14 protein-coding genes are annotated in these 14,830 nt (G+C 64.7%); 10 read left to right on the forward strand and 4 right to left on the reverse strand.

Features of this window, described 5'->3' with window-relative positions:
- Positions 1-123 precede the first annotated feature (123 nt).
- Positions 124-1,035 (reverse strand): 3-hydroxybutyryl-CoA dehydrogenase, encoded by a 912-nt coding sequence (locus AB7245_RS32000; protein ID WP_354102673.1) that lies wholly within the window; start codon positions 1,033-1,035, stop codon positions 124-126.
- A gap of 244 nt (positions 1,036-1,279) precedes the next feature.
- Here AB7245_RS32000 and pstS point away from each other — a divergent pair, with 244 nt between their 5' ends.
- The 3 genes from pstS to AB7245_RS32015 all read left to right on the forward strand — a co-directional run bounded on the left by pstS (position 1,280) and on the right by AB7245_RS32015 (position 3,581).
- Positions 1,280-2,335, forward strand: coding sequence for a phosphate ABC transporter substrate-binding protein PstS (gene pstS / locus AB7245_RS32005; RefSeq protein ID WP_187387986.1), 1,056 nt, complete (start codon positions 1,280-1,282; stop codon positions 2,333-2,335).
- Between the two features lie 182 nt (positions 2,336-2,517).
- Positions 2,518-2,886, forward strand: coding sequence for an arsenate reductase (glutaredoxin) (gene arsC / locus AB7245_RS32010; protein WP_063981972.1), 369 nt, complete (start codon positions 2,518-2,520; stop codon positions 2,884-2,886).
- The gene (locus AB7245_RS32015; protein WP_063981971.1) at positions 2,883-3,581 is read left to right on the forward strand and encodes an ABC transporter permease; all 699 of its coding nucleotides are present in this window, start codon (positions 2,883-2,885) and stop codon (positions 3,579-3,581) included. The genes arsC and AB7245_RS32015 overlap by 4 nt, the downstream gene beginning before the upstream one ends.
- Here the strand turns inward: AB7245_RS32015 and AB7245_RS32020 are convergent.
- Entirely contained in the window at positions 3,555-4,364 is an 810-nt protein-coding gene (locus tag AB7245_RS32020) for an extracellular solute-binding protein (protein ID WP_063981970.1), read from the reverse strand. The two genes, AB7245_RS32015 and AB7245_RS32020, sit on opposite strands and share 27 nt — an antisense overlap.
- Before the next feature lie 179 nt (positions 4,365-4,543).
- Positions 4,544-4,819 (reverse strand): hypothetical protein, encoded by a 276-nt coding sequence (locus AB7245_RS32025; RefSeq protein WP_063981969.1) that lies wholly within the window; start codon positions 4,817-4,819, stop codon positions 4,544-4,546.
- A 257-nt stretch (positions 4,820-5,076) separates the two neighbouring features.
- On the opposite strand from AB7245_RS32025, the gene AB7245_RS32030 reads away from it, so the two are divergent.
- Entirely contained in the window at positions 5,077-6,429 is a 1,353-nt protein-coding gene (locus AB7245_RS32030; RefSeq protein ID WP_063981968.1) for a hypothetical protein, read from the forward strand.
- Positions 6,430-6,492: 63 nt separating this feature from the next.
- Positions 6,493-6,771, forward strand: a complete 279-nt coding sequence (locus tag AB7245_RS32035) for a Plug domain-containing protein (protein WP_187387984.1) — start codon at positions 6,493-6,495, stop codon at positions 6,769-6,771.
- A 19-nt stretch (positions 6,772-6,790) separates the two neighbouring features.
- On the opposite strand, the gene AB7245_RS32040 is transcribed toward AB7245_RS32035, so the two are convergent.
- Positions 6,791-8,107: an alpha/beta hydrolase gene (locus AB7245_RS32040; protein WP_063981966.1), complete on the reverse strand. Its 1,317-nt coding sequence runs from the start codon at positions 8,105-8,107 to the stop codon at positions 6,791-6,793.
- Between the two features lie 272 nt (positions 8,108-8,379).
- Between AB7245_RS32040 and blaBJP the strand changes: the two genes are divergently transcribed.
- The 5 genes from blaBJP to AB7245_RS32065 all read left to right on the forward strand — a co-directional run bounded on the left by blaBJP (position 8,380) and on the right by AB7245_RS32065 (position 14,807).
- Positions 8,380-9,264 (forward strand): BJP family subclass B3 metallo-beta-lactamase, encoded by an 885-nt coding sequence (gene blaBJP, locus AB7245_RS32045; protein ID WP_063981965.1) that lies wholly within the window; start codon positions 8,380-8,382, stop codon positions 9,262-9,264.
- Positions 9,265-9,599: 335 nt separating this feature from the next.
- A complete protein-coding gene (locus AB7245_RS32050) occupies positions 9,600-11,609 on the forward strand; it encodes a putative bifunctional diguanylate cyclase/phosphodiesterase (protein WP_063981964.1) in 2,010 nt (669 codons plus the stop codon).
- A gap of 245 nt (positions 11,610-11,854) precedes the next feature.
- A complete protein-coding gene (locus AB7245_RS32055; RefSeq protein WP_063981963.1) occupies positions 11,855-12,637 on the forward strand; it encodes a LuxR C-terminal-related transcriptional regulator in 783 nt (260 codons plus the stop codon).
- Between the two features lie 244 nt (positions 12,638-12,881).
- Positions 12,882-13,250, forward strand: coding sequence for a hypothetical protein (locus tag AB7245_RS32060; RefSeq protein WP_063981962.1), 369 nt, complete (start codon positions 12,882-12,884; stop codon positions 13,248-13,250).
- A gap of 36 nt (positions 13,251-13,286) precedes the next feature.
- Complete coding sequence (locus AB7245_RS32065; RefSeq protein ID WP_063981961.1) at positions 13,287-14,807, forward strand: phage tail sheath family protein; 1,521 nt, start codon at positions 13,287-13,289, stop codon at positions 14,805-14,807.
- Positions 14,808-14,830 lie beyond the last annotated feature (23 nt).

Consider the following 14,830-nt stretch of genomic DNA (forward strand, 5'->3'; position numbering starts at 1 on the left):
CCGTTCATTTGTTCCCGCGGGCCGCCCGTTCGACATTGTCGGGCCAATTGCGCGCGGCGTCTTTGTCGCAGCGCAAATTGCGGGGATCGGGCGGCGGATGCTGGGCACCCGCCGCCGGCGCCATCAGGCACCGTAAGTGTAGAAGCCCTGGCCGGTCTTGCGGCCGAGATGGCCGGCATCGACCATTTCCTTGAGCAAGGGGGCCGGACGATATTTGGGGTCATTGAAGCCCTTATAGAAGACCTCCATCACCGAGAGCATGGTGTCGAGCCCGACGAGATCGGCGAGCGCCAGCGGCCCGATCGGATGGTTGCAGCCGAGCTTCATGCCGGCATCGATCTCCTCGGCGGTCGCGATCCCTTCCTGGAGCGCAAAGATCGCCTCGTTGATCATCGGGCACAGGATGCGATTGACGGCGAAGCCGGGGCTGTTCTTGGCCGTGATCGCCACCTTGCCGACCCGCTTGGCGAAATCCAGCGCCTTGGCGTGGGTGTCGTCGGAGGTCTGCAGGCCGCGGATGAGTTCCAGCAGCGCCATCACCGGCGCCGGGTTGAAGAAGTGCATGCCGATGAAGCGATCGGGACGATCGGTTGCGGCGGCAAGCTTCGTGATCGAGATCGAGGAGGTGTTGGTCGCGAGCAGCGTGCGCGGCGACAGCGTGGCGCAGAGGTCCTTCAGGATCTTGACCTTGAGCTCCTCGTTCTCGGTCGCGGCCTCGATAACGAGGTCGCAATCGGCGAGCTTCGCGCGATCGGTGGTGCCGGTGATGCGCTTGAGAGCCGCCTCGCGATCGGCAGCCGACATCTTCTCCTTCTTGACCAGGCGCTCGAGGCTACCGCCGACGGTCGACAGCCCGCGGTTCACCGCCGCATCGGAGATGTCGACCATCACGACCGAGAGCCCGGCCGCGGCACAAATCTGCGCGATGCCGTTCCCCATGGTCCCTGCCCCGATGATGCCAACCGTGTTGATCATTGCCTCGTATCCTTCATCCTTGCGGGCGTGCCAGACGGCCCGGCCCCATTGTTCCTGCATCAGGGTCTAGCACCGCCACCGGGCGGGTGCGACCTGATCCTGCCTCTCCTTAAAGCATCCCGGGCGGGAATAAAGCCGCTCTTCCGCCGCGGAGAGGTGCGATTTGATGCCCCGGCGAGCTGATTTGTTCGCATTTTGCCCGGCCGCTGCAGGGGGCGAGGGGCGCGCCAGCGAGCAGCTGGCCAAGACGTCTTTGTGACACAGGCCACATCTGCCTCGCGCCCGGCCTGCTAGGCTCGGCCCTATGATGAAGCACCTAACTCTCCCCGTACTCTTCACCGCTCTGCTCGTCGCCACGCAAAGCCTGGCGGCCGAGACCAAGGGAGCCGGCTCAACCTTCGTTTCGCCCGTGATGGCGAAATGGATCGACGCATACAAGACGAAGACCGGCAACACCGTCAGCTATCAGGCGGTCGGCTCGAGCATCGGCGTCGGCCTGATCAAGAAAGAGGCCGTCGACTTCGGCGCAAGCGACATGCCGTTTGATCCCAAGGAACTGGAGAGGCTCGGCATGATGCAATTCCCGATCGTGATCGGGGGCGTCGTACCGGTCGTCAATATCGATGGAGTCAAACCCGGCCAGATCCGCTTCACCGGCCAGATGCTCGCCGACATCTATCTCGGCAAGCTGAAATCATGGAACGATCCGGCCATTCGCGCGATCAACCCCGACATCAGGCTGCCGAACACTGCGATCACGGTGGTTCATCGCATCGACGGATCCGGCACGACGTTCAACTGGTCGAACTACCTCTCGAAGGTCAGCACGCAGTGGAAGACGAGCGTGGGCGAAGGCACCTCGGTCGAGTGGCCACTTGGTCTCGGCGGCAAGGGCAATGACGGCGTCGCCTCGCTCGTCAGCCTCGTGCCCGGTTCGATCGGCTATCTCGAATACACTTACGCGCTGCAACGGCTAGATAGAATCTCATTTGGCGTCGTGCAGAACAGCGCCGGAAATTTCGTCGTCCCCGACGCCGCATCGTTCCAGGCAGCGGCCTCGAGTGCGGACTGGAAGGCGGAGAAGGATTTCCACCTCGTGCTCACCAACGCGCCCGGCGAAGACGCCTACCCGATCACGGCCACGACGTTCGTACTGATGCCGAAGGCGCCGAAATCCGAGGAACGATCGGCAGCGGCCATCGACTTCATCCGCTGGTCGTTGGAGAACGGAAAGGCCCAGGCCGAGACGCTCAATTACGTGCCGCTTCCGCCTGCCCTGGTCAACCAGATCGAACGCTATTGGCAGCAGAGCATCGAGACAAACCCCACGGTCTCGGCCTCGGCTAACGTCAAGCGCTGAAGCTTGGAAACGAGCGGCCGTCATGCCCGGGCCTGTCCCGGGCATCCACGTTCCCAGTGCCAGCCACGCGACCGCGATCCTTCTGGAAATCTCGCCGTGAATCGTGATTTAGTCCCGCGGAAGGCCTGTTGCCGGCTCGCAGCGGCGAGAACGCGCGAAGGTCCAGGCCCGGGGGCTTTCGAATGGACGTGATCATCTACCACAATCCCGATTGCGGCACGTCGCGCAGCGCGCTTGCCACAATCAGGAGTGCCGGCATCGAGCCGCACGCGGTCGAATATTTGAAGACGCCACCTTCGCGTACCTTGTTGCAGCAGCTCGCGCGCATGGGGATTTCGGTGCGCGAGGCGGTCCGCGAAAAGGCGGCGCCCGATACGGAGCTCGGGCTCGACAACCCGGCACTGGCGGATGACCAGCGGCTCGAAGCGATGATGGTACATCCGATCCTGATCAACAGGCCGATCGTGGTGACCCCGAACGGCGTCAGGCTTTGCCGCCCTTCGGATCTGGTGCTTGATCTCCTGCCGGCGCAACAGCGTCCGGCCGGATGAACGATTTCGCGCGATCCATCGGCGCCGCGCTCACGCTGATCGGCGAGGCCGACGCCGAGCTGCTCGGCATCGTCGCGCTGTCGGTTCGTGTCAGCCTCACCGCCGGCATCGTCGCGCTGCTGATCGGCGCGCCCTTCGGGGCCCTGCTCGCGATCACCCGATTCCGCGGGCGACAGGTCGTCATCGTATTGACCAATGCGTTGCTCGGCCTTCCGCCGGTCGTGGTCGGGCTTGCGCTCTATCTTCTGCTGTCGCGGTCCGGCCCGCTCGGAGCAGCCGGACTGTTGTTCACGCCGACCGCCATGGTGATCGCGCAGACCCTGCTCGCGACCCCGATCGTGGTCGCGCTGGTGCACCGGCCGGCAAGCCTGCTCTGGGCCGAGTATGGCGACCTCGCGCGGATCGACGGACTATCGATACTGCGCAGCATCGGCTTGCTGTTCGCGCTCGGCCGAACGTCGCTGCTGACGGCCTTTCTCGCGGCTTTCGGACGCGCGATCGCCGAGGTCGGCGCCATCATCATCGTCGGTGGCAACATCCGCGGCTTCACGCGCACGATGACGACGGCGATCGCACTGGAGACCAGCAAGGGCGACCTGCCGCTGGCACTCGGGCTCGGGCTGATCCTGCTCGCGCTCAGCGTGGCGGTGTCGACCGTCGCCTTCCTGCTAGTGGGACGCGTTGGGGAAAAATAGCTGCTCGCCGCCGACCTTGTAGCCGGCGATCGCATCCTGCCCCTTCGGCGAGACCAGCCAGTCGATGAAGGCCTGTCCGTCCTTCGCCTTCACGTTCGCATGCGTCGCCGGATTCACCAGCATGACGCCATACTGGTTGAACAGCCGCTTGTCGCCCTCGGTCAGGACGGCAAGCTCGCCCCGGTTCTTGAACGACAGCCAGGTGCCACGGTCCGACAGGAGATAGGCGTTCGACGACGAGGCCATGTTCAGCGCCGGACCCATGCCCTGGCCGATCTCGCGATACCAGCTGTCCTTGCCGCCGCCGATATCGACGCCCGCCTCCTTCCACAATCTCAGCTCGGCCGCATGCGTGCCGGACTTGTCGCCGCGCGAAATGAAGGTTGCCTTTGCCGCCGCGATCTTGCGCAGCGCATCCGTGACGTCCTTGCCGCCGGCGATCTTTGCGGGATCGCTCTTCGGACCAACGATGATGAAGTCATTGTACATGACATCGAAGCGCTTCACGCCCTGCCCCTCGGACATGAACTTGTCCTCGGCCGGCCTGTCATGCACGAACACCACGTCGGCGTCGCCGCGCCGCCCGATATCGAGCGCCTGGCCGGTGCCGACGGCAACGACCTTCACCTCGATGCCCTCCGCCTTCGAGAACAACGGCAGCAGGTAACCAAACAGGCCCGACTGTTCCGTCGACGTCGTCGAGGCCACGGTGATGGTGCGATCCTGCGCGAATGCGCATGTCGACCAGAACAGAACCGCTGCGATGGCGGCAAGCTTTCTCATTGCGTTGTCCTCACTCCCCAGACGTTTGAACTTAGGCGGGAAGGATGGCGCAGGGAAGTCCGACGTTCGGCGCAGGATCAACGGCCGGGGCAGTACCGCATGACGTTGCGGTAGCCCTGCGGGTCCGGCTCCTTCATCCACTGCTCTTGCCAGGCAACCCAAAGCTTGTCGCCGGAGCTTCAGGACGACCGCAGCTTTTCGATGATGGCCGTCACCTCGTTCAGCTGGGCTTTGACCGTGGCCAGCAGATCGAGCAGATCGCGCGCCGACTGGGCTGATCCGCCAGCGGCGGCCTGATCGATCACGCTCAAGCCGTCGGTGAGACGCGAGATGATTTGCACGAGCTCATCGCGGCGCGCCTCGAGGTCCGCAAGCGTTGCGTCAAAGCGCTCGTCGAGCCGGGCGCCTTGCAACGAGCGGATCGGAACGATCCTGTCGTCGGGAGGATCGGACATGCGCGTGCTTTGCGTTGCTGTCCCGCCCATCCTAGGCGCGACCGCTCGCAACCCGGCGGTGGTGCATTGTCGCATCCGACACGGCAGTCGCGTTGCCCTTTCCCGCGCGGTGGACGCACGGATGTTCTGCAATTGGTCCCACCTACATTGACATCGATGTGACGGCCGGGGCAGTTTTTTGCATTGCTGGCGAATCAGCGATTGCTTCACGCCGAGTACCTCTTGGACAACTCCCTGTGCTTTCGAGACTGATATCGTTGCTGCGCCGCATTCCCGCGGTGAAATGGGCGTTCACCCGGCTTAGGCCCTTGCCTCACGGCGGCAGCATCGATGTCGCGCCGATCGCGGCAAGCGATTCGCCCGCAATCGTCGCCAACATCGCAGAAGCCGTTCCGGCTCCCGACGGCATCAGCACCAACCCGCAGCCCAGTGACACCGAGATCACCGTTGCGGCTCCGGTCGCCGAAGATGGCGCCGCTATCTCTGTCATCCCGGAGAGCCCGTCCGCAGCGTCAACTGATATCAGCGTCGCCGATGATTCATCCTTGGAAGCGCCGACAGAGGTCGAGTCGATCGTCGTCGAAGAGGTTTCGGTCTCATCAGTCGAGGTGGAGAGCGAGGCCGTTGTGCTCGTCAGCAGCGATCCGCCCGCGGAGCTTGAGACCAGCGTCGCACCCGTTGTCGTAGAAGAGACACCGGTCCCGGTTGTCGAGATCGAGAGTGAGCCGGTCGGTGCACCCGAGCTCGTCATCAGCGACCCACCTGTGGAACTTCCGGAGATCGTTGAACCCGTCATCGTTGAAGAGGCGCGGCTGTCGCCTGTCGAGGCCGAGAGCCGGCAGGCCAACGTTTCCGAGCCCGTCATCGGCAGCGATCCATCTCCCGACCTCTCGGCCGAGGTGGAGCTCGTCGTCGCAGAGGAGACGCCGGTCTCGTCTATCGACATCGAGACCGCTCCGGTTGATGCCCCCGTTCTCGCCGTCAACGACGATACCTCCTCCGACGTCGCTGATGTGGAGCCGACTGTCGTGGAGGACACGTGTGTCGCGCTTGCGGACAGCGACGTCTCGGCGGGGGAGGTCTCCGGGAACAGCATCGACAGCGTTGCCATCTCTGTCGTCGCAATGGAGATCGAGCCGGTCCCGGCCAACGATCCCGCCCCGATCGCAACGGAGGGTCCCTCCGCCGACACAGCGAGCGCCGTCACGCATGTCGCGCCGGAGCCGGTCCTCGAGTCTCCCGCTCCGGTGATCCCCAGCGCTCCGAAGACGCGCGCAAAGGTCGTGGAACCCGTCGACCGCGCCACGTTGATCCGGCAGCGCTGGACGGAGACCGGGATCAGGATGTGGAATCCGCGGCTTCACGGCGCCGGCGACGCCACGCTGAACATCCAGGGCCGCGTCGAGCTGCTGCCGCCCGCGCCCGGCGAGACCATGCCACGCTACGACAAGCTCGAATTCAGGATGCTGGACGGGCAGATCGTCTGCGAGGGCGTCGTCGTCGAGGCGCCCGCGTCGGCGGGTCAGCGCAGCTTTACCCGGCTCGCCGAGCCGCGTAACCCCGACCGGCCCCGCGAACCGGTACGGGAGCGCCGGGCCGCTCTCGCCTGACCCTTGTCCTCTGCGACCATGCCCGCCATATGCTAGGCTGACGGCTTGGACATGGGAGGCCGCATGCCCGCAAGATCATTGCGCCTGATCGTGATCGCCGCCCTCTGCATCTCGCAAGGGGCCTTTGCGGCGTCCGGTAAACGCCCGCACCATGCGCCCGCCACCGATCGGGCCGCGCCCTACAAGGCCGACCGGCTCTCGACCTCGCGCGGCGAGACGATCCTCAACACGCCCGGCCAGACCACCGTGCTGACACGTCAGATCCTTGACGACATGAACGCGACGACCCTCCGGGACGCCATGCGCTCGACCGCCGGCGTGACGATAGGGATTGGCCGCTAGATTTCGCGCGACTTCGCGTTCAGGGGATCGGATAGCCCTTCCAGACCCACTCCAGCGCCGACGGCAGCGTTTGCGCGATCGTCGGCCGGTCGACATGTTTGGCGTTGCGCACGAACAGGAACTGGTAGTGGTAGCCCTTCTCCGCCAGCACCTTCGCCATCAGCGCGTTCGACAGGGTCCAGTCGTGCATGCCGTCGGGAATGGTGGGGTTCGGATAGAACAGGTCCTGGTCGCCGCCGAAGAACCAGAAGCGGATCGGCTTCGCCGGCGCGGCGACGATCAGCGGCACGCCGGGCGGCTCGGCCGGCGTGAGCACGCCGGCCTTTGATATGAGGTTGGGACCGGCCGGCCCCGTCCATGCGCTGTGATATTCCCAGGCGCCGCCACGCAGCGACGGATCGTGCGGCCATTGCTGGTTGACCATCGTCGGCGAGAACGCCAGCACGCGGCGATAGAGATCGGGATAGAACCACGCCATGGTGAAGGCCGCCACACCGCTCGAGCTCAGGCCCATGGTCGCGCGCCCGTCGGGGTTTTTGGTCAACTTGACGTCGGCGTTCTTCTCGACCAGCGGCAGCACCTCGCGCTCGACGAATTGCGCATAGTCGCCTGACACCGCATCGTATTCGCGGCCGCGCTGGCTGCCCTGCGCGTCCTGGCCGCCGTTGCCGATCTGGATCGCGATCATCGGTGGCACGCGGCGCTGCGCGATCAGATTATCGAGCGTCGTGGCGAGGTCCTTGTAGGCGTTGGAGCCGCCGTCGCCGACCACGATGAACGGCGCCTCGGTGCCGCGCACATATTGCGCCGGCACGTAGACGTCGATCGTGCGCGACCAGATTCCAGGATGGCTGGTGGTGACGATCATGTGCGACTTGTCATCCGGCGCGGTGACGGTCGTCATGATCGAGGAATTGGTGCAGCCGGCGACGTCGTCGCGGATCAGGCCGGGATTGTAGATCGTGCTGTCCTTCGACGTCAGCGTGAAGGATTTTGTCGTGCCGCGTGGCACGCCTTCCTTCGCAATCGTCTCCGGCGCGGGATTGTGGGTGGGCCCGATGATGAAATTGCCCTCGGCGCCGGACGGCGGCAGCGTTCCGTCGGGTAGCTCGGTCGCGCGCGGATAGTTGGGGTTCGAGGGATCGCGCGTCGGCGGCGCCGTCTTGAAGTCGAGGCCCGTCGTGTCGATGAAGAACCGTGCCGCCTTATCGGTGGTGTTGGCCCCGGGCGGCACGGCCATGTTCTGGGTGACGCAGGCCGGCTGCGACAGTGCAATTGAAGTGAAGCAGACGAGGGAAATCAGCGTCCCTGCGAGGACGGAGAATGAATTGGTCATTTCAGCTCCCGGTGCCGACAAGTCTTTCTGGCTCGCCTTGACGCAAAGTATGGCGGGCCGCCTGCGCGCGGTCAAACAGCAAGCGGCCGCATTCCAGCGATAGCCGCCATGCTCAAACCGAACGGCGACCGTTATTCCGTGCATGCCCATGAATATTTCCGGATACGAGGCCGTTGCTGCCGCAGCTCGCGCGACGTTGCTTGCGCACCGCGCCGTGCCAAGCAAAAGGCGCGCACGGTCAAAATGAACAAGAACACTTCGGGAGGCAACCTATGAAGAAGCTCGCGGCCACGCTATGTGCGCTGGCGTTCCTCGCAACCGGCGCACAGGCGCAGACCATCAAGGATTTCCTGACAGCGGTCATGCAGAAATGGACGGCGCCATTCGATCCGTTCCAGCTGATCGGCAACATCTATTATGTCGGAACCGACGGCATTGCCGTTTATGTCATCAAGACATCGCAGGGCCTGATCCTGATGGACACGGCGATGCCCCAGTCGACCGGCATGATCGAGGAGCACATCGCGAAGCTCGGCCTCAAGGTCGCGGACATCAAGATCATCCTCAACACGCATGCGCATCTCGACCACACCGGCGGCTTCGCCGAGATCAAGAAGGAGACCGGCGCGCAGCTCGTTGCCGGTGAGCGCGACAAACCGCTGCTCGAAGGCGGCTACTATCCAGGCGACGAGAAGAACGAGGACCTCGCCTTTCCGGCGGTGAAGGTCGACCGCGCGGTGAAGGAAGGCGACAAGGTCACGCTCGGCGACACCACGCTGACGGCGCATGCAACGCCCGGCCACTCGCCGGGCTGTACGAGCTGGGAGATGACCGTCAAGGACGGTGGCCAGGACCGCGAGGTGCTGTTCTTCTGCAGCGGCACGGTGGCGCTGAACCGGCTGGTCGGCCAGCCGACCTATGCCGGCATCGTTGATGATTACCGCGCGACCTTCGCCAAGGCCAAGGCGATGAAGATCGACGTGCTGCTCGGACCGCATCCGGAAGTCTATGGCATGCAGGCCAAGCGTGCGGAGATGAAGGACGGCGCACCGAACCCGTTCGTCAAGCCGGACGAGCTCGCAACCTACGCAACCAGCCTGTCGGAGGATTTCGACAAGCAACTCACCAAGCAGACGGCGGCGTTGGAGAAGAAATAACGGCCATTTGTCCTCTCTTCACCTCTCCTTCCGCGGGGAGAGGTGAAGCACGTGCGTCGGCTGACCGCGCGGCCATGCGCCGTCGCCGATGTGAAAGCCAAGGTCTCGCATGGTTAGCGGATCGTAGCTGCGGGTGGCTGCGGGCAAGGTGTGCCTGAGACACGCGCCTCGGCCGCCGGATATCCTTAACACGGTCTCACCAATGCACGCGGCTGGAAAATCCCGTGGCCGCGCGCAACCTGCGCTGGCTTTTCGTGCAGCCCCACCTAACGCGACCTTTACCCCCGTCGTGCAAGATCGCCGCCGTTTTGAAGGGATCCGGGGCGCGTATTGCAATGCCTGTCGTCAATTTGAAGTCTCAGCTCGCCGCTGCGATGCGGCTGTTTCGCGTGCCGGCCGACAACCCGGACCTGACGCGCGCGCAGTTCGACGCCTTCTCGAAGCAGATCCCGCTGCTCTATTTCATCCTGATGAGCAACACGATCGCGGTTGCCTATACCTATGTCAACGTGGCGCCGGACTGGCTGACGATGATCGTGCCGAGCGTGCTCACCGTGCTCGCCGCGCTTCGGACCTTCTGGTGGCTACGCCAGCGGCACCTCGTGCGCAGCGATGCCGATATCCTGCGCAATCTGCGCGCCACCAACTGGATGACATTGCCGATCGGCGCCGGCTTCACCGCATGGTCCTTTGCGCTGTACCCTTACGGCGATGCCTTCGCCAAGAGCCAGGTCGCCTTCTACATGGCGGTGACCGTGATCGGCTGCATCTTTTCGCTGATGCATCTGCGTTCCGCGGCGCTGATCGTGACGCTCGTCGTCGACGTTCCCTATGTGCTGTTCTTCTGGGCCACCGGCGAACCGACGCTGAAGGCGATCGCGGTCAACAACCTTCTCGTCTCCGGCGCGATGGTGACGGTGCTGTTCATCTACTATCGCGACTTCGCCGATCTCGTCTCGAGCCGCAAATCGCTGCTGGCGCAGCAGGCGGCGACGCAAGCGCTCTCGGACGAGAACTTCCGCCTCGCCAATCTCGATTCCCTCACCGAGCTGCCGAACCGCCGCCGCTTCTTCGCCGAGCTGTCGAGCGCCTTTACCGACGCCGAGCGCAGGCGCGTTCGCGTCGCGGTGGGGATCATCGATCTCGACGGCTTCAAGCCGATCAACGACAATTACGGCCACTCGGTCGGCGATCGCGTCCTGATCGAAGCCGGGCGCCGCATCCGCGAAGTTTGCGAAGGCTTCGGCCCGCAGCGAGTGGAATTTGCCCGGCTCGGCGGCGACGAGTTCGGCCTCGTGGTGTGCGGCGATCCTGAAGATGACGATTTGATGCGGCTCGGCCAGCGCATCGGCGAACAGGTCAAGCTGCCCTACCAGCTCGACACCGCCCATACCGGGCTGTCCTGCTCGATCGGCTTCGCGCTGTTCCCAAGCTCGGCGACCAGCGCCGAAGCTCTCTATGAATGCGCCGACTACTCGCTCTATCACGCCAAGCGCCATCTGCGCGGCCGCACCGTGATCTTCTCGAGCGAGCTCGAGGCCGAGATCCGCAGCCGCGGCGTCATCGAGAACTTGCTCCGCACCGCCGATTTCAGCACCGAGATGGACCTGGTGTTCCAGCCGATCGTGGACGCGATGAGCGAGCACACCGCCGGCTTCGAAGTCCTGGCGCGCTGGCGCAGCTCCCGCCTCGGCCTAGTCTCGCCGGCCGACTTCATTCCGGCCGCAGAGCGCATCGGCCTGATCCGGCCGCTGACGCAGGCGCTGCTGGTCCGCGCGCTCGCGACGGCAAGGACCTGGCCCGACCACATCCGCCTGTCGTTCAACCTCTCCGCTCACGATGTCTGCGCAGCCGAGGGCATTCTGCCGCTGATCTCGATCATCGAGAGAAGCGGGTTGCCGCCGCACCGGATCGACTTCGAGATCACCGAGACCGCCGTCACCTTCGACTTCGTGCGCGCGCAGCAGTCGATCGCGACGCTGAAGGCAATGGGCTGCGGCATTTCACTGGACGATTTCGGCACCGGCTATTCCTCGCTGAGCCACGTGCATCGGCTGCCGCTCGACAAGATCAAGATCGACCGCAGCTTCGTCGCCGACATCAACGAAAATCCGGTGAGTCACAAGATCATCAAGTCTCTCGCCGGCCTGTGCGACGACATGGAGATCGCCTGCGTCGCCGAGGGCGTCGAAACCCGCGCCCAGCTCGACAGCCTGCGCCGCCTGGGATGCGACTTCATCCAGGGCTACTACTTCGCAAAGCCGATGTCGGGCGATGCGATCGGCGACTATCTCGCAAAGGAACGCCAGCGTCTCGGCGACGCCGGCGCCAAGATCGTGGCCTGAAGTCCAGATCTCTACGCACGCGTAGCGCTGATAAATTAAATTGCTGCCTGTCAATCGTCCGCTTCACATGCGTCGAAACGCCCCCGACATGCCGGGATGCCGTGTCGGTGCTTGTCAGCGACGCCAAAACGCGCGATACTCAATTTCAAGGGGAAAGATATTTAATATACAACTTTTTGATCTTGGTGGCCTTCAACTGGGCGCGGCGGCAAACACGGTTGTGAGTTGGCAATCGGGAGGCAGGCATGTCGTCCAATGCGTCATTTTCGGCAGGGCGCCACGCCCCGCCGCATTCCCACCTCACCGCTTCGCATGCATCACCGCCGCCCGCCGAGCCGGACGGCGGCAGCCTCATACCCATCAGCCTCTTCATCCTCAGCGATGTGCGCCTGCTCTGCGAAGGCCTCAGTTCCTGCCTGGCCCGGCAAGAATGCTTACGCATCGCCGGGCACGGCGATCTTGCGACCCTGCCTGAGCAAGTCGTCGACAGCGGCGCGCAGGTGCTGCTGGTCGACATAGCGACGCCGCAGGGCTTGCAGCAATCGGCAGCCTGCCGCGCGCTGACGCCGGCGTTGAAGGTCGTCGCCATTGCGGTCGCCGAGGCCGAGCAGGACATCCTGGCCTGCGCAGAGGCCGGCGTGTCCGGCTTCGTGCTGCGCGAGGGTTCGATCAGCGACGTCGTCGCCGCCGTCCGTAACGCTATGCGCGACGAGCTCGTGTGCTCACCCAAAGTCGCCGCCGCCCTGTTCGGCCGGCTCGCGCTGCTCTCCGCGCGGACCGTCACGCGAGCGCCGGCCGCCGGCGTCGACACGCTGACACCACGCGAGCACGAGATCATTCGCTTCGTCGGCGAAGGGCTGTCGAACAAAGAGATCGCACGAGCCTTGCGGATCCGCAATTCGACGGTGAAGAACCACATGCACAACGTGCTCAGCAAATTGCAGATTCGCCGGCGCGGCGAGATCAGCAAGCATCTGCACGCGAACGGCGCGCCCGCGCCTGCATCGTCGCGGATCCAGACCCGCTAGACCTTTCGGCCTAGATCCTCCGAGCCGGCACGGGCCGGCATCGCGCGCGAAGCCGCCATGTCGCGGTGAAGCGCGCGCCCGTTTGCGTCATCGCGGTCTCACCACCGCGGGCATGGTCCGGACCATCAGCTCCATCCTCGCTAGACCTTTTGGCTCAGTCGCGCCGTCGCGCCTTGTGCAAGGCTCACCGCAAAGGTGGCCATTGCGACAGAGACGCATCCTCATTGCGGGATTTCCGAGGCTGATGACCGATCTTCTCGAGCATGTCGTCGCGAAAGATCCGGCGTTGTCCATAGTCGGGACGAGTGACGACGCCAATCTGGCGGCGGAGGCACGCCGCACCCGGGCCGACGTTCTCGTGGTGGCGCAGAAGGCACCGGACGAGCGCGACAGCCTCGCAAGCCTTCTGCACAGTCGGCCGCGGATGAAGGTCGTCACCATCGTCGCAAGCGGCGAAAGCGGCGCGCTCTACGAGCTGCGGCCGCACCGCACGGCCATCACCGAGATCACGACGCAATCCCTGTCGGAAGCCATTCGGGATCCGCCCGGCCCGAGGCGCAGGCCGCGCCAGCGGCGCGCGCGCCGGCTGGGCAAGACCATCGCCGCGGTCTGACCAAGGAAGACGGACCGCCAAATCACAGGAGCCGACATGCCCTCAGCCCTTCTGCAACCCGGCGTCTATATCGAGGAAATCTCCAGCGGCGTGCGCTCGATCTCGGGCGTGGCGACGTCGATCGCGCTGTTCATCGGCTGGGCGCCGCGCGGCCCCGTTGACCGTGCCGTGCGCATCTCGAGCTTTGCCGACTATGAGCGCGCCTATGGCGGGCTCGACCGCCGCGCCAATCTCGGCTACGCCGTGCGCCAATTCTTCGACAACGGCGGCAGCGACGCCTACGTCGTGCGGATCGCGCTGTTCAATTCGGGAACGCCCGCCAACGACGCGAAGACCGCGACCTGCGCGATCAACGATCTCGGTATCGAGGCGAGTTCGCCGGGTCTGTGGGCCAACTCCTACAGCGTCCGACTGACGCTACGCGCGGACGACAGCACCCGCTTCCGGCTCGACGTCATCGGCCCGTCGCCGAGCACTGACATCGTGGAGACGTTCCAGGACCTGTCGATGAACAAGGCGGATCCGCGCTACGCGCCGAGCGTCGTCAACGGCCGCTCCGCCTTCATGGACAAGCTGACCACGGCGTCAACGACGGTCCCGACCCCGGCCACGAAACCACTTGCGGGCGGAGCCGATGGCACGGTCCTCTCCGCCAATGACGGTCCGTTCGTCAGCGCGATCGATCCGCTGTTCGCGACCGGCGGGATCGTCGATCGTATCGACATCTTCAACCTGGTCTGCGTGCCCGGCCTCACCAACGTCAATTCAACAACCCAGGGCGCACTCGCCAAGCTACAGCAACGCTGCCACGTCCGCCGTGCGTTCCTGATCATCGACAGCCTCCAGAACGAGACCGTCGCCAACATGAGCGGCGCCAACGGCGAGGCCGGCCTGACCGGCTCGGACGGCAATTTCTCCGCGCTGTACTACCCGTGGGTGATGCAGGCCGATCCACTGCAATCCGGCGTCGTGCGCGACTTTCCACCTTGCGGCTTCGTCGCCGGCGTCTACGCCCGAACCGACGCCACGCGCGGGGTCTGGAAGGCGCCGGCCGGCACCGATGCCAGCGTCAACGGCGGCGTCGGCTTCGCGTTGAGCTTGAGCGACGCCGAGAACGGCCAACTCAATCCGATCGGCGTCAACTGCCTGCGCACGCTGCCGGTCTACGGCAACGTGGTCTGGGGCGCGCGCACGCTGCACGGCCAGAACGACCGCGGCTCGGAATGGAAATACGTTCCGGTACGGCGCATGGCGCTGTTCCTGGAGGAGAGCCTCTACCGCGGCACGCAATGGGTGGTGTTCGAGCCCAATGACGAACCGCTCTGGGCGCAGATCAGGCTCAACATCGGCGCCTTCTTGCAGGGCCTGTTCCGGCAGGGCGCGTTCCAGGGCCGCTCGCCGCGCGAGGCCTATTTCGTCAAATGCGACCGCGAGAGCACGACGCAGGCCGACATCAATCTCGGCATCGTCAACATCATCGTCGGCTTCGCGCCGCTGAAGCCCGCCGAGTTCGTCGTCATCAAGATCCAGCAGATCGCCGGCGACATTCCAACCTGAGGCAAAGACACCTGAGGCAAGCA

It is taken from the genome of Bradyrhizobium sp. 604_D8_N2_3, from assembly GCF_051810765.1.
In the GTDB taxonomy this organism is placed as follows: domain Bacteria; phylum Pseudomonadota; class Alphaproteobacteria; order Rhizobiales; family Xanthobacteraceae; genus Bradyrhizobium; species Bradyrhizobium barranii.